We start from the raw sequence: 25,331 nt of genomic DNA on the forward strand, positions 1-25,331 counted from the left end.
AATTTGGAAACTTATCCAGCAATCACTCCGCCATCTTTACGGGTAATCACGACCGTTGCTGAACGCGGACGTGCAGTGGTATTGCTTGGATCTGTTTGTGTCGCAGGCCAGTGGCTGGTTGCATTATTATAAGCAGTTGAATCTTCACCTGGATGCTGAACGTTAATGAAGATAGCTTTGTAATCCGGTGTCATAGTTACGCCAGTGATTTCACACTCTTTCGGACCAGTCAGGAAGCGACGTAAGTTTTCATCGGTCACTTTGGCACCTATAAAGGTATCTTGCGTACCCGCACCTGAAAGTGCAGTTGCTTTGCCACCATCACCCATCGTACCCGGCAATGCAGCCAGCATCATGCAGTTCGTCACGTCCGTGTAGGCGCCGTCGTCGGTTTGAATCCAGAGTACGCCGCGTGGGTCAAACCACATACCATCCGGGCTAGAAAAGTCATTATTGTCAGTTAGACCAGACAGGTTAACATTTTCTAGCATTTTTGCTTCAGCACCAAACAGGTAAATATCCCATTTGAATGTGGTAGCGGTTGTATTATCGGCATCTTCACGGAAGCGGATAATGTGACCATTCACGTTACCTTTGCCGCCTTCAGGATCTGTATAGTTACGTGGGTTGGCGGCATCGGTTACATAGTTGGTACCACGGTTACTGTTATTGGTGAGAGTGACATACACTTCACCATTGTTCGGATTGACTGCAACCCATTCAGGACGGTCCATTTTGGTTGCACCAACAGCATCTGCAGCGATACGGGCATGCGTTACGACATCCGCCTGGTCTGCAAATTTATAAGTCGTGTAAGCAGAAATTGCGGGGTTGCTCATCGATAGCTCAATCCACTGACCTGTACCATCGCTATTGAATTTGGCAACATACAGTTTACCGCTATTCATGTATTTATCGCCGGCTGCATAGCCACCGTTGACATCTTTTGCATCCCATTTCGCATCAGAAACGAATTTATAGATGTACTCGCCCCGTGAGTCATCACCCATATAAAATGCCAGGTTCTGACCTTCAATGGCACGGCTGGTACGGCAGTCTTCATGTGCAAAACGGCCCAGCGAGGTGCGTTTTACAGGGTCCTGACGGCTATCGAATGGGTCAATTTCTACAATCCAGCCGAAAGTATTCGGGATATTGCGATAGTCTAAAGATGCAGATGTACCTACAACAGATGCATTCCAGCGATCATACATGTCCTGCTGTTCCAGGCTGCCTGTTGCGGTTTCCCACTGATAACGAGATTTAGCACCTTGTTTTAAACCGTAACGGTTTAATGCCACAACTTCATTGGCGCTGCGCAAAGCATCATCTGTTGTATTACGCACAAAATAACCGATGAAGTTTTCTTCAGCGGTCAGGTAGGTGCCCCAAGGTGTATAGCCATTACCGCAGTTATTTTGAGTACCACGGGTTTTTAAACCAGATGGAGAGAAGCGGGTTGAAAGTAAAGTTGAACCTGCAGCAACGCCAGTAAAAGTCATAGGGGTAGAAGCGGTGATGCGACGGTTGAAAATTGAATTTTTCAAAATTTCAACGGCTTGAGTTTTGCTGTCTTTTTTCAGATGAATAATCGATACGCCATGTGCATTGACTTCACGGATGACTTCATCTTCAGGACGAGGACCCGTTCCCTTATTGGTCGGACCTGTAGGGTGTAAGAAAGTCTGGTTAATATATTCGTGGTTTAGAACTAATAAGCCATGATCAGATTTAGTGTCATCATAACGGCCTGTTGTAGTATTTAGACCAAAATAGCTCATACCATCATGACAGTCACCTGAACGGAACTGGAAGCTTGGACCTGAAGGAACTTGGCTGTCATCCCATGCAGCATAGGATTGATTGATGGAATCACCCATTGCATACAGTACTTTCGCTTCATAACCTTCGGGTACCGTCACGATATCATTCAGGTTTTTCGCGACTGGAGTAAAGCTCAATTTCTGCGGTAATTTGGTTGGATCAACAGGAGGAGTTGTTGTGCCTGGGTTACTTACACTAACAGTATCATTATCATTATCGCTGCCACAAGCGGTCAAAGTTGAAGCCAAAGTCAAGGCAACTGCGCCGCTCGCAGTTTTGCTGATGAGGCTGCGGCGTGTAATCGCCTGCTCTAAAATGTCACGGAAATGGATGTTTTCAGAAGTGTTATTGTCTAATTCTTGATCTTCATGATATGGCGTAAAGTCTGTCATGATAATTTTCCAAATGTATGGTTGTTGTAAAGTTGTTTTAAACTTAGGTGAAAAATATGACAGCGTCCTGACGTTTGAATGACAGTCTGGTGAAGAAAATAAGTCGTTTTCATGAAAAAAGCAGACCTCAGTCTGCTAACAACATCGCGGTTGAATTTAAACGGTACGCCGTTTTTCCAGCAGCTTGCCCAGCCATAAACCTATTTCAAACAACAGCCACATTGGAACGGCCAGCATAATCATCGACAGGGCATCCGGTGGAGTAACAAACATTGCTACAAAGAAGCAACCCACCACAATAAAGCGGCGTTTTTCCACCAATTGTTCGGTACTGACCAGCCCGATTAAGATTAAAAGCAAGGTAATCACCGGAATTTCAAAAGTAAATCCAAATACCAGGAACAGCTTTAAACAAAAGGCCAGATAGCTATTAATATCTGTCATCGGGGCAACGGTTTCTGGTGAAACACTGATGAAAAAATGCAAAATAGAAGGCAGGGCAACAAAATAGGCAAAGCTGATTCCGATATAAAATAGACAGATACTGCCAATCAGTAAGGGTAAAGCTAGATTCTTTTCTTTTTCATATAAGGCAGGTTTTACAAAGGCCCACAGTTGATACAGGATATAAGGCATGGCCAGTAACAAGGCCACAAAAAAGTTCAGCTTAAAGGGAGCCATAAACGTTGCCGTGACATCGGTGGCAATCATGGTCGAGGTGCTAGGCAACTGTGCGCGTAACGGCTCCGACAAAACCTGGTAGGTTTTATTGGCCAAAGGCAATAAGCAAAAAAATAAGCCAATCAGCAAGGCAATCATTTTAAACAGATGTTTACGCAGTACCATTAAATGCTGGGTAATCGGCATTTCTTCAAGCGCTGATTGCTGTTGCGTTGCCAGGGGAGCGGGTAACTGGTGCTCTAGGGGAGTACTCATACGGCCACCTTTAACGGATTGAACTGTGCACTTGCAGCCATGCTGTTTAAGGGAGCTGCCTGGACCATTGTCTGCTTGGCACAACCCGGTGTTTTTAGATAAATACTACAGGGCTGTTGTGATTGAATAAAAATATAAAAAGCGGGAGCATTTTTATTATGTGGCACTGCATTTTGTAATTGTTCTTCTGCTGCAGGTTGTGATTGTTGTTGTAGTTCATGCATTTGAGCTTGCATCTTTTGTTCCAGCTCTTGAATACGCTGCATTTCCTGTTGCATCTGTTCCCGTAGTTCAGACAAACGCAGCTCTCGATCAATATCATTTTGTACGTTACTGATCATACGTTTGATTTTAGCAAACCATTTTCCAGCAAAACGTGCAGCTTCCGGCAGCTTATCCGGTCCAAGTACCAACAAACTAATGATGCCAAAAGCCAGCAGTTCAGTCATACCGATATTGAGCATAACGTTTTAGCCTGAATGTGTTTTTGCTGTGGAATTGACATCTGCAGGATTGCCTTGATGTTCAATGGTGCGCGGTTCATTTAATGCAGAAGTCGTGACTTCATCTTCTTTAATCGACTTTTTAAAATCTTTGACTGCACCGCCGACATCTTTACCCAGATTTTTCAGTTTGGATGTGCCAAACAATAAAATCACTACAATTGCAAAAATGACAACGTGCCAAATTGATAATCCTGCCATGAAAATATCCTCATTTTTATTGAGAACTATCTCAACAGGTCTGTATGACATTGCCGTGACGTTTCTGTTTCGGTTTTAATACAAAGATTCATGGCAAGATGAATATAAAAAATAAACCCTGCAAGATCATGTTTGAATATCAGCTGTGCTAGGATGGGTTTCTTAAGTAAAAAACCAAGTTTGCACCCTCATGGCACTGATCCTTCCTCTTGTTTCTTTTCTTGCCGGATATTGGGGAGTGCATGTTTTAAAGCCGATACGGCCATTATTGGCAGCTTTGCTGGCCCGTCTCTTTATACCGCTGCTGATCATTTACAATATGGTGTTTTATAAAGAAGGCAGTCTGTGGCTGATTGGTTTCAGCCTGTTCAGTTCGATTGTTTTCTTCAGTGGTTTTTATTATTTTCAAAAAGACAAATTACGAGCCCTGTGTTTCAGTTACTTGAATGGTGCATGGTTAGGCCTTCCTTTTGCTTTAGCCGTTTTTGGACCGGAAGCCAGCAGTACCATTGTCGCCTTATATATCGGCGGTTCTTTGTTTGGCAATATCTGTGCGGTGATGGCGGTGAGTGAAACCCGGCAGGATACGGGATTTATTATTAAAAATGTCATACTGTCACCCCCTGTCATTGCCTTGACCACGGCTGCTGTTTTGTCATTTTGGGACTTCAGCAGCTATGAATCTCATCCCCTAATACAGCTGATTTACCAAGCCAATAAAGTCTTGGTGACCTTTGCCGGTATGTGTGTTTTGGGAATGTGGCTGAGCAAGGTCAGGATTGGCTGGCGTGATTTGAAAGGTAGTTTGCTGCTCATCAGTAGCAGGATGTTATTGGCGGTTTTATTGTGTGCAGCTGCTTATCTGTTTTTGCCTATTCCGCATCAAATGCTGACCTATGCCGTAATGTTGATGTTCTTTCTATTGCCGCCAGCAGCGAATATTGTGGCGCTGGAAACGCATTATCAGGGGACGGGCTATTCAGCAAAATATATTGCGTCGGGTAGTGTGGCCAGTGCGATATTGATCGGGATTTATGGGGTACTGCTGCATGTATTAGTGCCGGCACTATAAATGAAGAGTTCTCTCTCCCTTTGGGAGAGAGTTAGAGAGAGGGTTTTGAAAGATTAACCTCCCTTGCGAAGCTGAGCTTCTCATCCCTCCTAAAAGGAGGGAGAATAAATAATGAAATTACTTCTCCAGGCTTGCCTTAAACAGCTGCATCGCCTGACCGCGATGGCTGATTTTATTTTTATCTTCCTTGCTCATCTCGGCACTGGAAATACCCAGTTCAGGCAACCAGAATAGCGGGTCATAGCCAAAACCATTTTCGCCGCGAGGAGCTTCCAGTACTTCACCTGTCCAGATGCCCTGGAAAATTTGAGGCAGTGGATCTTCAGCATGCTGAACCAGTGCAAGTACACAAACAAACATGCCCTCAATACTTTCACCTTCTTTACGAAGTGGTTTCAGTCGGCTTAAGAGCTTTTCATTGTTGGCTGCATCATTGCCATGTTCGCCGGCAAAGCGTGCAGAATAAATACCCGGCGCACCGCCCAGTACCGGAACGCAAATACCAGAGTCATCGGCTATGGCCGGTTTGCCTGAAATTTTGGATGCATGACGCGCTTTAATAATGGCATTTTCCACAAAGCTCAAACCATCTTCAATCGCATCTTCAATATTCAGTTTGCCTTGAGGAATTACTTCAACAGGCAGATTTAACTCGGCAAACATTTTTTCAAATTCGGCAATTTTTCCTTTGTTGTTGCTGGCAAGAACAAGTGTGCCTTGCGATAACCAATCTTGTGCAGACATTTTATAAAAACTCTAATCTTTAAAATAAGTTCAATTTTACCTGAAATAGGGACGAAGAATCAGTCAATAAAAAAGCACCCGAAGGTGCTTTATAGAATCAGGCAGAATTATTGAGCCTGAATCCATTGGTCTGCACGGTCACGTGCCTGACGAATCTGTTCCTGGCTCAAGTTGGCAGCCAAAGCGGTTTTCTTGCCTTCAGACAGTGAAATCACTTTATTGTCGAGCATACCGTCACGGGTTGAAAGTTCATACCACTGGTATGCACCCACGTAATTTTTCTTTTGTTCTTCCATCATGGCCAGATTAAAGCTGGCGCGGTTGTCACCATGACTGGCTGCTTTTTCAAAATATTTACGTGCCAAAACTTCGTCTTTTTTGGTGCCAATACCATCAGCCAGCATACGGCCGACATTCAGTTGTGCAGCACTCAGACCCTGATCGGCAGCGGCTTTGTACCAGGAAAAAGCTTGCTGCTCATCCTTTTGAACTTCTCTGCCTTGCTGATATTTGGTGGCCAGATAAAATTGTGCAGCGGGTTGACCGGCTTTGGCAGCTTTGGTCAGGCTATTGATATCCATGACTGAATATTGCGCAGCCTGGCTTGAAACCGAAGCTGTAGGGGCAACATATTCTGCATGGGCTTGAATGCTAAACAGTCCAACAAATAGTGTGCTTAATAATATTTTTTTCATAGCGCGCTCACTCGATAAATAGCGACTTCACCAAACAGATTCGGGATATGTTTACTGAGTAAACTATCTTGCTGATCCCCATTCACGGCGAGTCGATTAATAATCCGGATATCGTTTTCCGCACAAAGTGCTTCAAAATCACGGAAAGTACATAAATGAATATTTGGTGTGTTATACCACATATACGGTAAAGCTTCCGAAACCGGCATCCTTCCTTTTAATGCCAAGAAAGAACGGGTCTTCCAATGCGCAAAGTTAGGAAAGGTGATAATGGCCTGTTTCCCTACACGCACCATATCACGCAATAATACGTCTGGTGCATCTACAGCTTGCAAGGCCTGTGCCATCACCACATAGTCAAAGGACTGGTCTGCAAAGCGGCTTAAACCGAGGTTCAAGTCTTGTTGGATAATATTTAACCCCCGACTTACCGCAATTGCAATCTTTTCCTGATCAATTTCTAAGCCATATGCACGAATATTGTGCTTTTTGCTCATATGTGCCAGCAGTTCGCCATCGCCACAGCCTAAATCCAGCACGCTGGAATCGGGTTTAATCCATTTTTCTGCCAGTTGATGATCGATACGCATTACACAGTCTCCTTAGGTGTGGCTTCAAGGTGTTCTGCACCACCTAAAAATGCACGTAATGATTTAACGTAAAGCGGAATCGGGAACAGGAACGAGTCATGACCCTGTTCTGCATCAATATCGAGATAGCTGACAGGTTTGTGGTTGCTGATCAGGGCATCGACAATTTCTTGTGAGCGCTGCGGGGTAAAACGCCAGTCGGTGGTAAATGAAACCACCAGGAATTTACACTTGGTATTGGCCATGGCTTTTTTCAAGGACTGCTCGTACTCGCGCGATGGATCAAAGTAGTCCAGTGCCTTGGTCATAATCAGGTAAGTATTGGCATCAAAGTTACGGCTGAACTGCTCACCCTGATAACGCAAATAACTTTCGACCTGGAATTCAACGTCAAAACCGTACATAAATTTGCCTGACTTCAAGTCACGGCCAAATTTCTGTTTCATGGCTTCTTCAGACAGATAGGTAATATGACCGACCATACGTGCCAGAATCAGCCCGCGTTTCGGATAGCTGTCATTTTCCAGATAACGGCCATTATGGAAGTCCGGATCAGACAAAATAGACTGACGCGCCACTTCGTTAAAGGCAATATTCTGGGCCGACAGTTTGGGCGCGCTGGCAATAATCACGCATTTTTTTAAACGGTCCGGATAATCCACCGACCATTGCAAAGCCTGCATGCCGCCCAGAGAACCGCCAATAATGGCATACCAGACATCAATGCCCAAACGGTCAGAGAGCAGGGCCTGGGTTTTGACCCAGTCACGCACGGTGACGAGAGGAAAATCCGGACCATAAGGACGGTTATCATTTTCCGGGTTCGGCGAGATCGGGCCGGTTGAACCGCTGCAACCGCCAATATTATTCAGGGCAACAACAAAGAATTTAGAGGTATCAATGGCTTTACCTGGTCCAATACATGCGTCCCACCAGCCCGGTTTTTTGTCATCTTCATGATGATAACCTGCCGCATGGTGATGGCCAGACAAGGCATGACAAATCAGGATGGCATTGGATTTGTCGGCATTGAGTTCGCCATAAGTTTCGACCATGAGCTCAAAACGTGGAAGAATTCGGTCACATTCGAGCTCTAACGGCTCTTCAAAAATAAACTTTTGCGGGGTAACTAAGCCCACTGAGTCAGCTGGAAAAGACACAGGAAATTTTCGCCTTAAATCTTTAGAATGAATAACAAAAGGATACCACTTGAGGGTATCCTTTCTAAAGTTTTTTATTTGATAAAGCTTATACGGCAGCAGCAATGACCTGATCGGTACTCAATACACCCTGGTCAATCAAGCGGTTGGTGCAGGCAATAATCGCTTCGATAGATGAAGTCACGATGTTGTCATGCACGCCGGCACCGAATGCAGATTTACCGGTACCTTTGACCTGAAGTTCAACCAAGGCCAATGCTTTGGCACTTGCACCAGAACCGATACTGCGTTCTTCATAGTTCAACACGTCAATTGGCAACTGTAATGCATTCAAGATGGCTGAGATCGGACCGTTACCTTCACCACGCAAGTGCTGAACTTCGCCGTTTACTTCAATATCCAACTCAATGACCTGATTGCCATTTTCATCTGACAATTTGTAGTTTTTGGCAGAGTAATGAGCATCTTTCGCTGCTACATAAGTGTCTTTGAACAAGGTCCAGATGTCTTGTGCAGAAACTTCTTTGGCCTGTTCATCCGTTACCTGTTGAACCACTTGCGAGAATTCAATCTGTAAGCGGCGTGGCAACACCACGTTGTAATTGGATTCTAACAAGTAAGAAATACCGCCTTTACCAGACTGTGAATTGACACGGATCACGGCGTCATAGTCACGGCCCAAGTCTTTCGGGTCAATTGGCAAGTAAGGCATATCCCAGATTTCTTCGTTTTTCTGGAATTCAAACCCTTTCTTGATCGCATCCTGATGCGAGCCAGAGAATGCGGTGAACACCAAGTCGCCTGCATATGGATGACGAGGGTGCACTGGCAAACCGGTACATTCTTCAACAGTGGCAATAATTTCGTTGATGTTGGAGAAATCCAAGTTTGGTGCCACACCCTGGGTGTACATGTTCAAGGCAATCGCAGCAACGTCGACGTTACCGGTACGTTCACCATTGCCAAACACACAGCCTTCAACGCGGTCAGCACCGGCCATAATCGCCAATTCAGACGCAGCGATACCACAGCCACGGTCATTGTGACAGTGCACGGAAATAATCACGCCATCACGACGTTCAATATTGCGGTGCATCCATTCCACCTGGTCGGCATACACATTCGGTGTAGATACCTCTACGGTGGCAGGCAAGTTTAAAATCACTTTGTTTTCAGGAGAAGCTTCCCAGATTTCAGTCACGGCATCACAGGCTGCTTTTGCCACTTCCAATTCAGTCGCAGAAAAACATTCTGGGCTGTACTGGAATACCCATTCAGTTTCAGGATATTGCGCAGCGTATTCTTTCACTTTTTGCGCCGCATTGATCGCCAACTGACGAGCACCTTCCACATCCACATTCAAGACTTTTTGACGGAAAGTTGGAGAATTTGAGTTGTAAATATGCACGATGGCACGTTTTGCACCGACCAAGGATTCGAAAGTACGCTGAATCAAATGATCACGTGCCTGCACCAACACTTCGATGTAAACGTCATCCGGAATATGATTTTCTTCAATCAATTTGCGGGTGAAGTCGAAGTCAATTTGCGATGCAGAAGGGAAGCCGATTTCAATGTGTTTGAAGCCGATTTTGACCAACATCTGGAACATCTTGAATTTTTGATCCATATCCATCGGTTCAAAAATGGCCTGGTTACCGTCACGAAGGTCGGTGCTCATCCACATTGGCGCTTTGGTGATTTCTTTATTTGGCCATTGACGGTCTGGCAAGTCGACACGCTGGTACATGCGACGATATTTTTTACTTGGATCAGCCAACATCATGAGGTAACTCCTTGTGTAGCACTGGTTGCTTAAGGTCGTGGATAACGGCAACCTGCTACTGATATAGATTGTGTCTATTTTAGCAATTTACAAGTCTGACACTGGAAAACATTAGTCGAAAGTTGTAATAAAACCAATGCTTTCTTATAGGTTAGTTTTGCCACAGACTTTGTAAATCTATAACTTAATATTAATCCATTTATTCCGGAAATATTTTTCTATTTTTGCATGCAGAACCAAAGTTAAGAAAATATTTTTCAATAATTTTATATTTTTTGGAAAATACAATCACTGTTAATGTCGTTTAGCGTGGCTGTTCCCATTAATGCCATGGTAATCTCAAATTCTTCCTTCAGTATTTTAATCACGTGCGCCACACCCAATGCACCTGCAGTTGCCAGCCCATAAATATAAGGCCGCCCGATGAAAACTGCCGAAGCGCCCAGTGCAATCGCTTTAAACACATCTGAACCACGACGAATCCCGCCATCATAGAGCAGTGGAAAATCGGCCGGCACTACTTTTTTAATCAGTTGCAAGGCGGTGAGTGGAGCAATGCAGGTATCTAAAACACGACCGCCATGATTCGATACAATCAGGCCTTGTACGCCGTGCTGTATGGCCAGCCGGGCATCCTGCGGATTGACGATGCCTTTTAAAATGACCGGGAATGAAGTGTGCTGAACCATCCAGGCAATATCCTCCCAGGTCGGTGCGATCTTCATTAAGCCATTAAATACGGGATGGTCTCCCTCCTGCAGTTCAGGCAAGGGAATATGTGCCGGGGTGTGCGGATGCTGCATGTCTTCAGGCAAATGGAAAAATACCCGGCGTTCGCGGTCACGGATGCCGGTGTGCGGCGAATCCACGGTAATCACCAGGGCTTTAAAGTTTTGCTGTTCGGCCAGCTTCACCAAAGCCAGAGATTTTTCCCGGTCGCCTTGCCAGTACAGCTGAAACCATTTGTATGGATTGTCCTGTTTCAGCTGGCGCATGTCGGTATTGCTGAAGGTACTGAGCACTATATTGCTGCCAAGCACTTCTGCTGCCAGTGCAGTTGCTGCTTCAGCTTCAGGATGGAACTGTTGCTGGTGCCCAATCGGGGCCAGAAAAATCGGATGCGGATATTCCTGCCCTAAAATTTTACAGCGGGTATGGCCTTGAGTCAGGTCTTTGAGCATTTGGGGCAATAAGTGAATCTGTTGAAACTGATCCAGATTATCCCGAACGCTGACTTCATCCATGGAGCCGCCTTGCAAGTATTGCCACACCATGTCGGAAAGATGCTTCTGTGCTTCAATTTCATAATCGGCGACGGTCTGTAAATAGGCCGGAATCTGGGATAGGGGAGCGACGGGCGCAACGGTTTTCATAGATCGCCCCATTGGCGTAATAAATTATGGTAGTGACTGGTTAAACCCAGAATTTCTTCGTTATCGCCAATCTGCTGGCGTAATTTAATAATGTTCATGTCGAGGTTAAACAGCATGCTGCGCTGCCAGTCATCTTTGACCATGCTTTGTATCCAGGTACAAGCCGCAATTCGCTTGCCTTGAGTCACTGCTTCCACCCGATGTAAGCTGGTGGCCGGGTAGAGTATGGCATCCCCAGCATCAAGCTTGACTTCATGGCTGCCATAATTATCTTCCACAATCAGTTCACCGCCTGCATATTCATCCGGTTCAGATAAAAACACGGTGATGGAAACGTCAGTCCGAATAGCTTGTCCGATGCTGCTGGAATATTGCACGGCATTGTCGACATGATTGCCATAATGCCCCTGATCTTGATAACAGTTAAATAAAGGCGGAAGAATATGCTTGGGCAATGCTGCCGATTTGAGTAGGATGTTGTGTTGCAAGGCCTGGAGAATTTTGGCCGAAAAGGATTGATAAGCAATGCTGTTGGGATCAATCTGCAAATTATTTTTTATTTTCTGTGCCTGAAAGCCGGCACTGTGCTGACCCTGAACCCAGGCCTGACTGCTATCTAATTGTTGGCGTAAATCAGCAACCTGCTGTTTGCTCAGAATTTCAGGAATATGTAACATCATCAGCTTGATCTGCATCCCTTAAATAACTTGAATCCAAAAGAATAATGTAGTGCATAGGGTCTGTTGATACTTCATAAATGGTTTGCGCTGTAGGCTAAAATTGAGCAGATGAGGCATGAAACGTAGAGAATAGCGAGACTATTTTCAAGTTTCAAAACGAAATCTGAGACAATTTTAGCCACAGCCTGAGCAATAACAAAGCATTGCTTTGTTTGCAGCGCAAGGCGCAGCTCGGGACAAGCATATTTTTTGCTGCTATGTCGTTATGAAGTAGTCATTTAGAATGACTAAATTTCCTACTCCATGCCTCATATCAGCTAAAAAACCTTGCGAGATATATCTCTCACGTCGCAAACATAGACGAAGTGTCAACAGACCCTGGCTCTAATACACTACATTTATACTCAATCTGCTAAGACTTGGCGAATGACTTAAAACTTGTAGTTAAAGGTTAAGGCTGCTGAACGCGGTTGTCCTAATATCACACGGCCACCACCATTGTTCAAGGTGCTGATGTATTCCTTGTCTGCCAGGTTATAGACATTCAAGTTGACCGAGGCATTTTTATTGAAGTTATAGCCCGCCATGGCATCAAACACCACATAGCCTGGAATGTTAGGCATATTCGCCGCTGCCGTGCTGTCGGTAATCACACGCTTTTGCTCATCCACATAACGTGCGCCTAGACCCAGTTTAAAGCCGGCAACATCATAGGTCGACCATAAGCTTGCTGTCCATTCAGGTGACCAGCGCACATTGTTGGTTCGGGTAATTGCGCCAGTGGTTGCATTCACGCTCAGCTGATCTTCTTGTTCGGTTTTCATGTGCGCAACGCCGGCAGACACATTCCATGCTTCGGTAATTTTACCCACAGCACTCAGTTCAACCCCTTTTACGCTCGTTTTACCTTGCTGAATGGATTCTTGAGTAATCGCATCCTGAGTAAACTGGTTTTCATTTTCAGTGTAATAGGCAGCAGCATTAAGTGCCAGTTGATCATTCAGCAGATCCCATTTGGTACCAATTTCATAGTGATGGGTTTCTTGCGGTTTTGCAGCCGCACTGTTAATTCCGTCTGCTGAAAGACTAAAGTTGGCACTTCCCGGAGGGGTCAGAGATTTGGCATAAGAAGCATATACGCTACTTTTAGCGGTAGGTTTAAATAGGCCGCCCAGTTTCCAGCTGACCAAGGTGTCATTCGCACCAAAACTCGCAGGAACCAAGCTGCTGCTACCCGATGGCAAGGTCAAAGCATCATATTCGGTATCATAATAGTCGACCCGTACTCCGCCATTCAGCTGGAAGCGCTCACCAAATTTAAGCGTATCGAATAAATAGGCGGCAGCTGTATCGGTTTCACCATGGGTATAGCCACCGTTATACATCAGTGCTGGCATTGCTTCATTGCGATCTGGATCATAAAGATTGGCCCAAGAGGTTGCTACCGTCGCTTGCCCCGGCATTTGTGTGGCCATGGTTTTGTTGTGTTGCTGTTCTTTTAAGAATTCCAGACCTGCAACCACATCATGCTCAATCGCACCGGTTTTTAAATTCAGGTTCAAAGTCGTTTGGTTAGCCAGAATCTTGTTTTCCTGATCGACACCCTGACGTGAACGGTTAACTTCCCAGTCTTTCGGATCAGTTGAACCATTGGTTCTTAAGCCCGCTGAACCGGTGTTGATCCCGGTTAAAACACGGTTCATGCTGGTTTTACCCAAACGGGTGATGTTGGTCAGCTTGACGTTTTCAGCCAGATCACTTTCAATTTTTGCCGTGTACATGTCTGCATCGACATCTTCATGGTCATTGGCCTGGCCATAATAATTTTCACGGTTGACTTTAGGCGCTGAAGCTAAAGCAGAATCGGCGTTGTAGAAACCCTTCATACCAATGGTCGGGATACCGCCATCCGGCATGTTACGTTGACGGATATGCTGTGAATAGAGATACAAACGGGTATCGCTATCCAGTCCAAAGGCAATCGAGGGTGCAATGGCCCAACCGTTATTTTCAATAAAATCGCGACCTTCAACGCCGCCGTCCTGTCCCATGGCATTTAAGCGAACCGCCACGCTATCGTTGATCACCTGATTAATGTCGGCAGTCAGGCGGGCATGTTCTGCAGTATTGTAAGTGGCAGAAACTTCACGGCTATTTTCAGTGTGGGGCAGTTTGCTAGCCAGGTTGATATACCCGGATGCTGCGCCACGGCCGGCTTCCGCACCAGACGGACCTTTGACCACTTCAATCTGTTCCACGTTAAAGACATCGCGGGTGACCGCACCCAAATCGCGGATACCATCGACATAGGTAGAGGTTTGAGTCGAAAAGCCGCGCATTTGGAAGGCATCACCGGCACTGGTATTGCCATTTTCACCCAGTTGCAGGGTAATTCCCGGGGTGTTTCTTAAGGCTTCAACCAAAGAGGTTGCACCTTGTTCTTTTAATAGTTCTTTTTTAATCACTGAAATGGTTTGCGGAGTATCGACCAGTGGCTGGGTATATTTTGGGGAGCTGACGCTATCGGCTTTATATTTATTTTCTGCTTTAGATTCCAAGGTAATGGTCGGGAGCTGAGTTACGCCATTACTCGCCGCTGCATGAGTCATAAGCGGAAACGAGGCCGCTAATGCAACCAGTTGAGCGTTTCTGTGGTGTTTGCGGCTTTTGATGTGTGCCATGGTCAGTCATCCCTAGTTTCGTATAAGACAGAATTCCAATACTGCTTTGCAACTTTTGTGGTCAGTAATCTGGAACTAAAAGTGAACGTATTGTTATGGATTGTAACAATGGTGCAAATATTAATGATAATTATTATTATTTGCAATAAATTTATATAAGATTATTCGTTTTTATTTGAAATACTGTTTAAAAAAGTGCAATCGATGTACTGAATCCATTGCACTACTGAAAAAGAATAATGCTTGGGCTGTGATTTTTATGCTCACTGATAATGAAATGCTTAACTCTGCAGCTCAGTTTCAGGGAAATTAAAATTATCCCCCGACATTCATGCAGCATTTGAATCATGTGCTTTTCATGATTTTAAACTTAGAGTTCAGCCCATTTGCGCATTAAATTATGATAAAGGTTGGTCAGCTTGATCACTTCTTCGTGCTTGTCACCCAACTGCATACGCAAGTTCTGAATGGACTGATCCAGATTAAACAGCATGTGGCGTTCCGCATCATCACGGATCATGCTTTGTACCCAAAAAAACGAAGCAAGACGGCAGCCGGAGGTTACCGGCGTGACTTCATGCACACTGGTGGACGGGTAGAGAATCATATCGCCCGCCGGCAGTTTAACCTCATGATAGCCATAGGTGTCTTCTACCACCAGGTCGCCACCTTCATATTCTTCTGGTTCACTCAAAAAAACCGTGCAGGACAAATCCGTTCGTAAGCGCTCATTGCTGCCACGGATACGACGGATGGAATTGTCGACATGAAAACCAAAGGCTTCATTGTTTTCATAACGGTTAAACAGGGGAGGAATAATGTCGAGGGGAATGGCCGCAGATAAAAACAAGGGATGCTGACCCAATGATTCTAAAATGATGGTACTTAAGTGATGCGTCAGGGGATGATCTTCAGGCAATTGCTGGTTTTGCTTGACCGTTGCTGAAAGTGTGCCGGCAGTGACTTTACCATTGACCCATTCAATTTTTGCCATTTCATCACGGAAATATTGAACTTGTTCTTTACTCAGGACATGCGGAATATGATGGATCACGGCAATACACCTTTGGATGAATAAATTTTTGTAGCTATAAAAATAGCCTCATGATGAGGCTATTTTCAATAAAATCCCATAAATAAATTATGGGATTTTAAAAGTCAATTTTAGTATTTAAAGTTGAGCGACAATACTGCGCTACGGCCTTCAGCTTCAGTGGCATAGTGAGATGCATACGCTTTAGTGAAATAGCGTTCGTCAGACAGGTTATTGACATTCAATTGCAGGTCAACATTTTCATTGACGTTATAACGTGCCATAGCATCGTAACGCACATAACCTGGAACGTATTTGGTATTGGCTAGATCGCCATAGACTTTGTCCATAGCAGTTGCACCAGCACCAAGTTGCAGTTGTGGCAGAACCTGATAGGTGGTCCAAAGTGTAGCGCTGTTTTTAGGAACATTCGGCATTTGGTTGCCGTTAAATACCGTTTGGTCAGTACAGGTTGTACCGCGACAGCTTACGCCATTCTTGGTCGCTTCACTATCTAGGTAAGTATAGCCTGCGCTGATATCCCATTTATCTGTAATTTTACCGTTCAAGCCAAGCTCGATACCGTCAACTTTGCTTTCGCCAATATTACTATAAGTAGTCGGGCTCAACTGGATACGCGCATTCTGCTTTTCAGTACGGAAAATAGCGGCAGTTAAATTCAAGCGATCTTGTAAAAGATCCCATTTGGTGCCGATTTCAAAAGTCTGGCTTTCTTCAGGATCTAAGTTGCTATACGCTGCGCCTATACCTTCAGAACCGTCACCAGCATCTACACCCACAGGGTTGGCAGATGTTGCATAGCTGGCATAGATTGAACCATTTTCAACCGGTTTAAAAGTAAGGCCTGCCTGATAAGTGAAGAAATCAGTATCACTTTCAGTCTTAACTTGCTCGCCAACTTGTCTTGTTGGAGGGGTGGTGGATGAACCTAGAACAGCACTGTTACGTGCGCCATAGGTCATGGTTTGTTCTGTATCAAACTTGTCCCAACGTAAGCCTAAATCTAAAATCCATTGTGGATTAAATTCAATGCTGTCCAGGAAATAAACAGAAGTAGACTTGGTTTGGGTGTTGTATTGGTCTGCACCTTCAGTACTGATACTTCCTGTCCATGGTCCCCGATTAGGATTCTGAACAGAAGTACACCAGCCCGAAGCAATATCGGCAGGGCTGCATTTGTTGTATTCCGCACCTGTGGTAGACAAGCCATTCAGAATATATTGGGTGCGATCTGTTTCTTGATCCGAATACTCGGCACCTAAGTTAAAGCTATGCTTAAGAGCGCCGGTATTAAATTTTCCGGTTAACGCTAACTGGTCGGTAAATGTATCGGTATCGGCAATACGTGAGTTTACACGTGCCCATACATTCCCATTCTTATAAATGTTTCCTTGAGAATCATCCGGGTTGGTCCACAGATAATCATTTTTAGAGCTGTTATAAACCGCGGTATTTGTAATGGTCAAATTGTCAGTCAGGTCATGTTCTAACTTGATTGTACCCACCTGATTTTCCTGTTTCTGGAAATCACGGTCTTCCCAGCCGTAATAAACGCCTTGCTTTACATCAATTGGCTTTCCTGAATATTGCGAATATCCAGTAGGATTGTTGTAGGGTACGCCTGAATCAGGAGTATCGTCTGTTTTTAGGTAGTAATAGCTTAAGGTCGCACGGGTAGGCGTATCCAAGCCAAAAGTAATACTTGGAGCAATACCGGCACGTTTGTATTCAGTGCCATCGGCCTGACCGGCTTTTTCATTATGGTGGCCCATTACTGCTACACGGGCAGCAATACCGTTACCAAAATCTTTGTTGCCATCTAAAGTAATACGCTGGTAACTGTCTGTCCCTGCGCCAACAGAACCTTCTAATGAGTCGCCTTTTTTCGCAACTTTAGAAATCATGTTAACGCTACCGCCAGTCGTCCCTGCACCGCCCATTGCAGAGGCCGAACCTTTGGTCACTTCAACCTGTTCGACAGCAAACATTTCACGGTTTTGTGAAGTGGCGTTACGCACACCATCGACGTACATCGAACTTTCTGAGTTATAACCGCGAATAAATGGACGGTCGCCATTCGGGTTGCCGCCTTCACCAGCCCCTAAAGTAATTCCGGGCACTGTACGCAAAGCATCGCTCAAAGTTGTCACTTGAGTATCTTCAATCAGCTGCTTGGAAATGACAGAAACTGATTTAGGTGTATCCAGCAAAGGAGCAACAAACTTGGAGTTGGCAGATTGATCTACTTTTAGACCTTGAGCTGTTTCTGCTTCCGCCTGTGCATGAATAGTTTCAAGTTGAGCAACTTGATCTTGTGCAAATGCATTCGCTGCCATCACTGAAAGTGAGGAAACAATCGCAGAAGATACGATTTTTTTGCGTGTTTTAATGAAGGCCATGTCGAACTCAAAAGGGTACTGTGAAAACGTATGAGAATAATAATGATTCTTATTTTTTATCACTATGAAGTTGAATTGGAATTGACGATTCTTAAGATAAACTAAAACGGGATATTGAATGAAATAATGTAACTATTTGTAATTAAGTATTTGATTTATTTTAATATAGAAAAACCCTGCTTATGCAGGGTTTTTAATGGGGATTTTGAATATTAGAATTTAAACGTCGTACTTAACTGAACACGACGACCTTCTTGGGTATTGCTGTAATGGTTGTAATAACTGCCATCAATCAGTTCATGCTCATTAAAGTCTTTATCAAATACGTTATATAAAGCAACGCCCAGGTCCCAATTGTCGTTTACCCTAAAGTTGGAACCAACATGCAGCAAACCATAACTTTTAAACTCACCTAAAGCATCATAAACTTTTTGATTTGCAGCAGTTAAGTTCTCATAAGTTGAGGTGAAGCGTGCTCGTTCGCTACGGTATTCGCCACGTGCCCATAACTGAATATTGTCATCGGCTTGCCATTTTAATGAGGCATTTACGATATGTTCTGGCGTATCGTTAAGCGGAGGATTACCTAAAGTACTGTCTTTAATTTCAGTTTCTGTCCAAGTGTAATTCACACCGAATTTCCATGCCGGTGCAAATTCCCAGTTGAAGCCGGTTTCAATTCCATAGACTTCCGCTTTTTCTGCATTGGTAGGACGGGTAACGTTCCACGAATCGGGAAGTTTTTGTCCTCGGCTCTGATAATAATCCATGACCCAAGGCGTACCAATGGATGCCATAAACTCTTCACAAGCAGCTTTATTGGTATTGGTATTACATCTTTGTTCAACATTGCCGGTAACGATTTTGTCTTCAATCTGGCTGTAAAAAGCCGTGATATTGGCATCAAAATTAGAATTGTTATTAAAATACGTGCCGATTTCAAAGTTATTACTGGTTTCAGGTTTTAAATCCGGATTACCAAAAACCGGGGTACGGCCTTGACCGCTAACATTATAAATACCCGTGGTGAGACGTTCCAAACGTGGAGCCTTATAACCTTCTGAATAACCTCCCTTAAAGGTCCAGTTATCATTTGCATTCCAGACCAAATAAGCGCGTGGCGTCCAAAAGTCGCCAAATGTGCTGTGATCATCAAAACGTAAACCGAGAGTTAAAGCCAGGCTGTCTGTAAAAGACCAGGTGTCTTCTGCAAATAAACCCAGTTGATCAAATGACACTTCTTTATTGACACGTAAACCATCTTTAATGCTGGCATCCCACCATTGGCCACCGAGGGTAATATTGTGTCCACTAAAATGTTGCGTGGTAAATTTGCTATCAAAAATGGTGTCTTCACTTTCAAGCAGCCGCGGGGTCACGGCTTGTGATAGACCTTGTGCACGCGAAGGAATTAAGCGGCCAACCGTTTCTGTTTGTGTATTACTGATACTTGAATCCAAAGTCCCCACACGGGTTTTCCAGCTATGGGCAAGAATGATTTTTTCACGGTTATATTCTTGCGCAGAGTTATAACCGCCATTGGCACCTAGAGTACCGAGCTGGCCATTACTGTTGTCATACCATTGTTCGGTCTGTTCATATTCTGCTGAGATATCATGATCATCGCTAGGGGTTAGAGTAAGACGAACGCCAATAGTTTTCAAATCAGACTTTGTCGGGTTATTGCCTTGAGTTAATTCGGTATCTGAATTGACATCCGGGGTTATATGCGATTGATCGCGTTCAGCCTTACGGCCACGGAGCTGAATACCCAGTAAATTCTGAATCAAGGGACCAGTGACATAGGCATCTACAGCACGCTGGTTGCCAAAGTCAGAGGAGTTCGGGTTAAGGGTCCCTTCAAGTGTTACAGCGCCCGTCCATTCAGGTGAAACCTTTTTAGTGATGATATTCACCACACCCCCAATTGCATCTGAACCATAAAGCGTAGATGCAGGGCCACGAATCACTTCAATTCTCTCGATTGCGGAAACAGGCGGAATAAAACTATTGTTAGATTCACCAAATCCATTCGGTGAAATATCGCCAGTACTATTTTGTCTGCGACCATCGACTAATACCAAGGTGTATTCTGAGTCCATTCCACGAATACGAATGTTTAGCCCGCCAGTTTTACCCGCGGTCGGGCTAATATCGACACCTTCCACATCTACTAAAGCATCTGCAATCGAAGTAATTCTTTTATTTTTCAAGTCTTCTGCTGTGATGACTGTAATGGATGCAGGCGCATCTTTTAATTTTTGTTCGTAGCCTGTAGCCGATACCACAAGAGTTGAAAGCTGATGGGGAGCAGATTGTGTTTCAGTATTGGCAAAAACGGAAGGAGAGGTAATTGTTAGAATGGCAAGGCCAAGCGGGCGGAGATTGAACTGACTCATACAATAGAATTCCAAAGATGGACGAGATAAATAACTGAAAATAAACAAGACAGAATAAAACGCATTAATGGTAATGATAAGACTTATCATTTGCAATAAAAAATATACAAAAATATTAAGGTGGGAATAAAGAGAGGAGATTTTTTACATTCAATTTAAATTTAATCGCAGAACAAGACAAAAATAGTGGTTAACTCATACTGCTTTGTATATCTTTCAATGTTGTCATATAATGTGGCACTTTCAAAATTGCAATTACTATTTCTATATCGAGGAAGCCATGCAAGTAACTTCTGAAGCGGTTTCGGGCGTTGCCCGTCGTTTAAATGTATCTGTACCGACGAGCCGTGTGAACGAGCAATTTGAAGCTCGTTTAAAACGCACTGCTAAAACTGTGAAGATCAACGGCTTCCGTCCAGGTAAAGTACCTTTAAATGTAGTACGTCGCGAATATGGCGCAAGCATTTATCAAGAAGTTGTGAACGATGTAATTCGTGACACAGTGTTTGAAGCGATCCAGCAAGAGAAAATCAATGCTGTTGGCATGCCAAACATTGAAAAAGTTGAAAACAAGGAAGACGCTCTTGTTTATGAAGCAACTGTAGAAGTTTATCCAGAAGTTGACGTTAAATTTGACGGCTTGGAAGTTGAACGTAAAGCAACTGAAGTGAGCGACAAAGACGTTGATCAAATGATCGAAAACCTTCAAAAGCAACGTGCAAGCTGGACTGAAACCAAAGGCATGGCTAAAAAAGACATGCAAGTGACTTTCGACTTTGAAGGTTCAGTAGATGGCGAAAAATTTGAAGGCGGTTCTGCAACTGACTTTAAACTTGTTTTAGGTTCTGGCCGTATGATCCCTGGCTTCGAAGACGGTATCGTTGGTATGAAGAAAGGCGAAGAGAAAGTAATTGATGTTACTTTCCCTGAAGACTACCAGGCTGAAAACCTTGCGGGTAAAGCAGCTCAATTCAAAATCACTGTGAAGCTTGTTGAAAAACAAAAACTTCCAGAAGTTGATGCTGAATTCTTGAAAATCTTCGGTTTAACTGAAGAAGAAGGCGTTGAAAAATTAAAAGCTGACGTTCGTAAAAACATGGAACGCGAAGTGAAAAACGGTCTTCGTAACCAGGTAAAAGGCGCGACTTTTGATGCCTTGGTAGCTGCAAACGAAGTTGAAGTTCCAGCATCTATGTTGGCTCAAGAAATTGACCGTCAACGTCAGCAAATGATTCAACAGTTCACTCAACAGTTTGGTGCTCAAGGTGCGAAAGCATTTGACAGCAGCATGCTTCCAGATGACCTGTTCAAAGAACAAGCTGAAAAATCTGTAAAACTTGGCGTGTTGGTGAGCAAGGTTTTAGCGGACGCTAAAATTGAAGTAGATGCTGCTCGCGTTGACGCTTACATCGAAGACATGGCTTCTTCTTACGAAGACCCAACAGAAGTGATTGAATACTTCAAAAATGACAAACAGCAACGTGCTCAAATCGAAGCTGTTGTATTAGAAGATCAGGTTGTTGATCACATCTTGGCTTCTGCTAAAGTGACTGACAAAAAAGTAAGCTATGAAGACTTATTGAAAGAGCAGCAAGCTCGTCAACAAGGTTAAGCTTAGCTGACTGAAAAAGGCGCATCATGCGCCTTTTTTTATGTACAGGCTTATCGTGAACCTGTCCTGAATTCACAATGCTTATATAAAAAATATCTGTTATTTAATTGGGAATATTTTGCATTTTCAGCAATTATCCCTCATATTGTGACTATGAGTTGAGTAACAAAAAATTTAGGAATAAATAACGTATGTATGTTCCAACAATTGATAACGCTTTAGTGCCAGTGGTGGTTGAACAGTCTTCTCGTGGTGAGCGTTCTTTCGATATTTTCTCACGTCTTTTGCGTGAACGCGTCATCTTTTTAACCGGTGAAGTCGAAGACAATATGGCAAATTTAATTGTTGCTCAAATGTTGTTTTTAGAAGCAGAGAACCCAGATAAAGATATACACCTCTATATTAATTCACCAGGAGGTTCAGTGACTGCAGGTATGGCGATTTACGATACCATGCAATTCATTAAACCAGATGTCGTGACGTATTGTATGGGACAGGCAGCCTCTATGGGAGCCTTCCTGCTCAATGCAGGTGCTAAAGGTAAACGTTATTGCCTGGAAAATGCCCGTGTGATGATTCACCAGCCACTTGGTGGTTTCCGTGGTCAAGCATCGGATATTGAAATTCACGCACGTGAAATTCTATTCATTAAAGAACGTTTAAACCGTTTAATGGCAGAGCATAGTGGTCAAGACTATGAAACTGTTGCCAGAGATACTGACCGTGACAACTTTATGACAGCGCAGGCTGCTAAAGAGTACGGTCTCGTGGATGAAGTGTTAAGCAAACGTCCATAATTTTCAGATTTTTATATTGGAGTGAATATGTCCGATCATCCTCAAGGACAAAAGCATTGTTCATTTTGCGGTAAAACGCAGTCTGAAGTCGGGAAACTGATTGCAGGTGAGGACGCTTACATCTGTAATGAGTGTGTGGACGTATGCCTGGATTTAGTCCAAACCAGCCAGCAGGTTGAATCTGGTGATTGGGCAAGTAAGCCTTTGCCTAAGCCACACGAAATTCGCGCTGCACTTGATCAATATGTGATTGGTCAGGATGTGGCGAAGAAAACGCTTTCAGTTGCGGTCTATAACCATTACAAGCGTCTAAAAGTGACTCATAGCGGTCATAAGCATGATGATGCGGTTGAACTGGCAAAAAGTAATATTTTACTGGTTGGGCCAACAGGTTCGGGTAAAACCTTGCTTGCACAGACTTTAGCACGTTTGCTGGATGTGCCATTCGCCATGGCAGATGCCACCACGTTGACCGAAGCAGGTTATGTCGGTGAAGATGTTGAAAACATCGTACAGAAGCTGTTGCAAAAAGCCGATTATGATGTAGAAAAAGCGCAAAAGGGTATTATCTATATCGACGAGATCGACAAGATTACCCGCAAATCTGAAAACCCGTCGATTACCCGTGATGTATCCGGTGAAGGTGTTCAGCAAGCGTTGTTGAAAATGATTGAAGGTACGGTTGCTTCTATTCCACCCCAAGGTGGACGCAAGCACCCGCAACAAGAGTTCATTCAGATTGATACCTCAAATATCCTGTTTATTTGTGGCGGTGCCTTCTCTGGTCTGGAGAAGATCGTACAGCAGCGTCAGGAAAAAGGCGGGATCGGTTTCACTGCAGAAGTGAAGAACAAAGATCAAACCAAGAAATTGTCTGACTTGTTCCGTCAGGTTGAAGCAACAGACTTAGTGAAATTTGGTTTGATTCCAGAGTTTATTGGTCGTTTACCAGTGATTGCAACTCTGGATGAGCTGGATGAAGAAGCCTTGATGCAGATTCTGACTGAACCGAAAAATGCCTTAACCCGTCAATATCAATATTTGTTTGATATGGAAAATGTGGATCTGGTATTTGAAGATTCAGCACTGCGTGCGGTAGCGAAGAAAGCCCTGGAGCGTAATACGGGTGCACGTGGTCTGCGTTCAATTCTGGAAAATGCATTACTTGAAACCATGTATGATTTACCAAGCCGTACCGATATCGGGACTGTGATAGTGAATGATGCTGTGATTTCTGGGGAAGCAAAACCTATGTTAAAAGCAGAACGTCAGCCCAAGTCAGAGACTGAAAATGCCTCTAAAGTAGATTTAAAAGTGGTTAATTCTAAATCTGCTTAATTTGCTATTCGTCAGAAACGTGCGGAAAACTTGTGTTTTCGCACGTTTTTTATTTTCAAAAATAAAACGCGATGTTAATCTCGGTGATTAGGCGTGGACGCCTAAATAAAATCAATACATAGCGAACAATGAAGTGCTTAATTTAGTTTAGTACAAAAATAAAAAATACGCGGTGAGGGAAAATCATGCGTGGAGTCTGTATTGCAGTCTGTGCAAGCTTTATTTTATTGGGATGTCATGGCAAATCTGCTATGGAACACACTCAAGCGACGTCAACCTTAAAACCTATAGATACTGAGCATGAACCGGGATTATTGGAACAATACCGTTTTGGCATGTTTAGCATTGGAGGTTGGGTCAATCAAAAAATGGGACAGCGTTTTCAACCGGTGCAGGCGCAAGATGAGCAGGCTGCCATAGTGTATCTATACCGTCCTGACAGCAAATGGAACCGTCAGGAAATTGTGGCATCCAGTCTGTTTATTAATAGTGAGCGTATCCCAAGCTTATTAAATAATCACTATTATTGGGTAGAACTGCCTGCCGGAACCTATCGCATATCAACCAGCCGCCCCGTGGGTGTGCAGCATTTTCAAAAGCCCAAATATCTGGATTTTACCGTGCAAGCGGGACAGTCTTATTTTATTAAGTATGATGAAGAAAACTTAAGTACCCGTCGTGAAGTTTCCGGACCTTTAATTATGGTGCCGGAAAAAATCGGTTTAAATGAAATTGCCTACACCCAGCTGAAGTCAGAAAGTTATAACTTTGTTGCCCTGGATCAAAAAAGCGGGAAGTTACGTAAGAAAGCGCAAAAATTGAAACCAGCAAAATATGATCCAGCGGAAGATGTGCAACTGACCAAGCCGTTTAAGATTTGGAATCCTCTTACGTGGTAAAGGGCTTTCAGGTTTGAAAAGACAGATGATTGATTGCATATAGCAGAGATCAATCATGCAAAAAAAAGCACCCATTTGGGCACTACTGTCCCACAAATATCACAAGAAGAACCTCAATTGAGGTTCTTCTTGTTTTCGCCATTTTTTATCAGGCACAAAGAGTGACCTTAAAAGTTTCCTTTCAAATAAATTGACC

20 protein-coding genes are annotated in these 25,331 nt (G+C 43.9%); 5 read left to right on the top strand and 15 right to left on the bottom strand.

The window, feature by feature from the left end; translation table 11 throughout:
- Positions 1 to 11: 11 nt before the first annotated feature.
- The 4 genes from ACPUEY_RS06710 to tatA all read right to left on the bottom strand — a co-directional run bounded on the left by ACPUEY_RS06710 (position 12) and on the right by tatA (position 3,856).
- On the bottom strand, positions 12 to 2,216 hold the full coding sequence (locus tag ACPUEY_RS06710; RefSeq protein WP_425121597.1) for a PhoX family protein: 2,205 nt from the start codon (positions 2,214 to 2,216) through the stop codon (positions 12 to 14).
- 156 nt (positions 2,217 to 2,372) lie between these two features.
- Positions 2,373 to 3,152, bottom strand: a complete 780-nt coding sequence (gene tatC, locus ACPUEY_RS06715) for a twin-arginine translocase subunit TatC (protein ID WP_092818988.1) — start codon at positions 3,150 to 3,152, stop codon at positions 2,373 to 2,375.
- A complete protein-coding gene (gene tatB, locus ACPUEY_RS06720; protein ID WP_425121598.1) occupies positions 3,149 to 3,616 on the bottom strand; it encodes a Sec-independent protein translocase protein TatB in 468 nt (155 codons plus the stop codon). The genes tatC and tatB overlap by 4 nt, the downstream gene beginning before the upstream one ends.
- Before the next feature lie 6 nt (positions 3,617 to 3,622).
- A complete protein-coding gene (gene tatA, locus ACPUEY_RS06725; protein ID WP_261183521.1) occupies positions 3,623 to 3,856 on the bottom strand; it encodes a twin-arginine translocase TatA/TatE family subunit in 234 nt (77 codons plus the stop codon).
- Between the two features lie 190 nt (positions 3,857 to 4,046).
- On the opposite strand from tatA, the gene ACPUEY_RS06730 reads away from it, so the two are divergent.
- Complete coding sequence (locus ACPUEY_RS06730; RefSeq protein ID WP_425121599.1) at positions 4,047 to 4,928, top strand: permease; 882 nt, start codon at positions 4,047 to 4,049, stop codon at positions 4,926 to 4,928.
- Positions 4,929 to 5,045: 117 nt separating this feature from the next.
- Here the strand turns inward: ACPUEY_RS06730 and rdgB are convergent, their stop codons facing one another.
- The 11 genes from rdgB to ACPUEY_RS06785 form a co-directional block, all read right to left on the bottom strand.
- Positions 5,046 to 5,672, bottom strand: a complete 627-nt coding sequence (rdgB, locus tag ACPUEY_RS06735; protein WP_425121600.1) for an RdgB/HAM1 family non-canonical purine NTP pyrophosphatase — start codon at positions 5,670 to 5,672, stop codon at positions 5,046 to 5,048.
- Between the two features lie 107 nt (positions 5,673 to 5,779).
- A complete protein-coding gene (locus tag ACPUEY_RS06740) occupies positions 5,780 to 6,367 on the bottom strand; it encodes a tetratricopeptide repeat protein (RefSeq protein WP_425121601.1) in 588 nt (195 codons plus the stop codon).
- The gene (gene metW, locus ACPUEY_RS06745; RefSeq protein WP_425121602.1) at positions 6,364 to 6,957 is read right to left on the bottom strand and encodes a methionine biosynthesis protein MetW; all 594 of its coding nucleotides are present in this window, start codon (positions 6,955 to 6,957) and stop codon (positions 6,364 to 6,366) included. The genes ACPUEY_RS06740 and metW overlap by 4 nt, the downstream gene beginning before the upstream one ends.
- A complete protein-coding gene (gene metX / locus ACPUEY_RS06750; RefSeq protein WP_131273908.1) occupies positions 6,957 to 8,117 on the bottom strand; it encodes a homoserine O-succinyltransferase MetX in 1,161 nt (386 codons plus the stop codon). The genes metW and metX overlap by 1 nt, the downstream gene beginning before the upstream one ends.
- 88 nt (positions 8,118 to 8,205) lie before the next feature.
- Positions 8,206 to 9,903 carry a 2-isopropylmalate synthase gene (gene leuA / locus ACPUEY_RS06755; protein WP_425121603.1) on the bottom strand — a complete coding sequence of 566 codons (1,698 nt, stop codon included), beginning with the start codon at positions 9,901 to 9,903 and terminating at the stop codon, positions 8,206 to 8,208.
- Positions 9,904 to 10,169: 266 nt separating this feature from the next.
- Positions 10,170 to 11,276: an alpha-hydroxy acid oxidase gene (locus ACPUEY_RS06760; protein ID WP_425121604.1), complete on the bottom strand. Its 1,107-nt coding sequence runs from the start codon at positions 11,274 to 11,276 to the stop codon at positions 10,170 to 10,172.
- Complete coding sequence (locus ACPUEY_RS06765) at positions 11,273 to 11,956, bottom strand: Fe2+-dependent dioxygenase (RefSeq protein WP_092819238.1); 684 nt, start codon at positions 11,954 to 11,956, stop codon at positions 11,273 to 11,275. Before ACPUEY_RS06765 ends, ACPUEY_RS06760 begins: the two co-directional genes overlap by 4 nt.
- A 431-nt stretch (positions 11,957 to 12,387) precedes the next feature.
- A complete protein-coding gene (locus ACPUEY_RS06770; RefSeq protein ID WP_425121606.1) occupies positions 12,388 to 14,637 on the bottom strand; it encodes a catecholate siderophore receptor Fiu in 2,250 nt (749 codons plus the stop codon).
- A 370-nt stretch (positions 14,638 to 15,007) separates the two neighbouring features.
- Positions 15,008 to 15,691: a Fe2+-dependent dioxygenase gene (locus ACPUEY_RS06775; protein WP_261183529.1), complete on the bottom strand. Its 684-nt coding sequence runs from the start codon at positions 15,689 to 15,691 to the stop codon at positions 15,008 to 15,010.
- Positions 15,692 to 15,801: 110 nt separating this feature from the next.
- Entirely contained in the window at positions 15,802 to 18,090 is a 2,289-nt protein-coding gene (locus ACPUEY_RS06780) for a TonB-dependent receptor (protein WP_425121607.1), read from the bottom strand.
- 212 nt (positions 18,091 to 18,302) lie between these two features.
- Positions 18,303 to 20,489 carry a TonB-dependent receptor domain-containing protein gene (locus ACPUEY_RS06785; RefSeq protein WP_425121608.1) on the bottom strand — a complete coding sequence of 729 codons (2,187 nt, stop codon included), beginning with the start codon at positions 20,487 to 20,489 and terminating at the stop codon, positions 18,303 to 18,305.
- A gap of 280 nt (positions 20,490 to 20,769) precedes the next feature.
- Here ACPUEY_RS06785 and tig point away from each other — a divergent pair, with 280 nt between their 5' ends.
- The 4 genes from tig (at position 20,770) to ACPUEY_RS06805 (ending at position 25,135) form a co-directional block, all read left to right on the top strand.
- Positions 20,770 to 22,101, top strand: coding sequence for a trigger factor (gene tig, locus ACPUEY_RS06790; RefSeq protein WP_425121609.1), 1,332 nt, complete (start codon positions 20,770 to 20,772; stop codon positions 22,099 to 22,101).
- A gap of 191 nt (positions 22,102 to 22,292) precedes the next feature.
- Complete coding sequence (clpP, locus tag ACPUEY_RS06795) at positions 22,293 to 22,898, top strand: ATP-dependent Clp endopeptidase proteolytic subunit ClpP (RefSeq protein WP_086198326.1); 606 nt, start codon at positions 22,293 to 22,295, stop codon at positions 22,896 to 22,898.
- 27 nt (positions 22,899 to 22,925) lie between these two features.
- Entirely contained in the window at positions 22,926 to 24,236 is a 1,311-nt protein-coding gene (gene clpX / locus ACPUEY_RS06800) for an ATP-dependent protease ATP-binding subunit ClpX (RefSeq protein ID WP_425121610.1), read from the top strand.
- Between the two features lie 185 nt (positions 24,237 to 24,421).
- The gene (locus ACPUEY_RS06805; RefSeq protein ID WP_425121611.1) at positions 24,422 to 25,135 is read left to right on the top strand and encodes a DUF2846 domain-containing protein; all 714 of its coding nucleotides are present in this window, start codon (positions 24,422 to 24,424) and stop codon (positions 25,133 to 25,135) included.
- The last annotated feature ends 196 nt before the right edge of the window (positions 25,136 to 25,331 follow it).

Origin of the sequence: Acinetobacter sp. G11 (genome assembly GCF_049808495.1) — a bacterium.
GTDB lineage: Bacteria > Pseudomonadota > Gammaproteobacteria > Pseudomonadales > Moraxellaceae > Acinetobacter > Acinetobacter kookii.

Excerpts from the sequence above, each read along its gene's own strand:
- leuA (WP_425121603.1), bottom strand. The coding sequence starts at position 9,903 with ATGATGTTGGCTGATCCAAGTAAAAAATATCGTCGCATGTACCAGCGT.
- ACPUEY_RS06780 (WP_425121607.1), bottom strand. The coding sequence starts at position 18,090 with ATGGCCTTCATTAAAACACGCAAAAAAATCGTATCTTCTGCGATTGTT.
- ACPUEY_RS06760 (WP_425121604.1), bottom strand. The coding sequence starts at position 11,276 with ATGAAAACCGTTGCGCCCGTCGCTCCCCTATCCCAGATTCCGGCCTAT.
- ACPUEY_RS06740 (WP_425121601.1), bottom strand. The coding sequence starts at position 6,367 with ATGAAAAAAATATTATTAAGCACACTATTTGTTGGACTGTTTAGCATT.
- tatA (WP_261183521.1), bottom strand. The coding sequence starts at position 3,856 with ATGGCAGGATTATCAATTTGGCACGTTGTCATTTTTGCAATTGTAGTG.
- ACPUEY_RS06730 (WP_425121599.1), top strand. The coding sequence starts at position 4,047 with ATGGCACTGATCCTTCCTCTTGTTTCTTTTCTTGCCGGATATTGGGGA.
- rdgB (WP_425121600.1), bottom strand. The coding sequence starts at position 5,672 with ATGTCTGCACAAGATTGGTTATCGCAAGGCACACTTGTTCTTGCCAGC.
- ACPUEY_RS06710 (WP_425121597.1), bottom strand. The coding sequence starts at position 2,216 with ATGACAGACTTTACGCCATATCATGAAGATCAAGAATTAGACAATAAC.
- ACPUEY_RS06765 (WP_092819238.1), bottom strand. The coding sequence starts at position 11,956 with ATGATGTTACATATTCCTGAAATTCTGAGCAAACAGCAGGTTGCTGAT.
- metW (WP_425121602.1), bottom strand. The coding sequence starts at position 6,957 with ATGCGTATCGATCATCAACTGGCAGAAAAATGGATTAAACCCGATTCC.
- ACPUEY_RS06785 (WP_425121608.1), bottom strand. The coding sequence starts at position 20,489 with ATGAGTCAGTTCAATCTCCGCCCGCTTGGCCTTGCCATTCTAACAATT.
- clpP (WP_086198326.1), top strand. The coding sequence starts at position 22,293 with ATGTATGTTCCAACAATTGATAACGCTTTAGTGCCAGTGGTGGTTGAA.
- tatB (WP_425121598.1), bottom strand. The coding sequence starts at position 3,616 with ATGCTCAATATCGGTATGACTGAACTGCTGGCTTTTGGCATCATTAGT.
- ACPUEY_RS06805 (WP_425121611.1), top strand. The coding sequence starts at position 24,422 with ATGCGTGGAGTCTGTATTGCAGTCTGTGCAAGCTTTATTTTATTGGGA.
- ACPUEY_RS06770 (WP_425121606.1), bottom strand. The coding sequence starts at position 14,637 with ATGGCACACATCAAAAGCCGCAAACACCACAGAAACGCTCAACTGGTT.
- tig (WP_425121609.1), top strand. The coding sequence starts at position 20,770 with ATGCAAGTAACTTCTGAAGCGGTTTCGGGCGTTGCCCGTCGTTTAAAT.
- tatC (WP_092818988.1), bottom strand. The coding sequence starts at position 3,152 with ATGAGTACTCCCCTAGAGCACCAGTTACCCGCTCCCCTGGCAACGCAA.
- clpX (WP_425121610.1), top strand. The coding sequence starts at position 22,926 with ATGTCCGATCATCCTCAAGGACAAAAGCATTGTTCATTTTGCGGTAAA.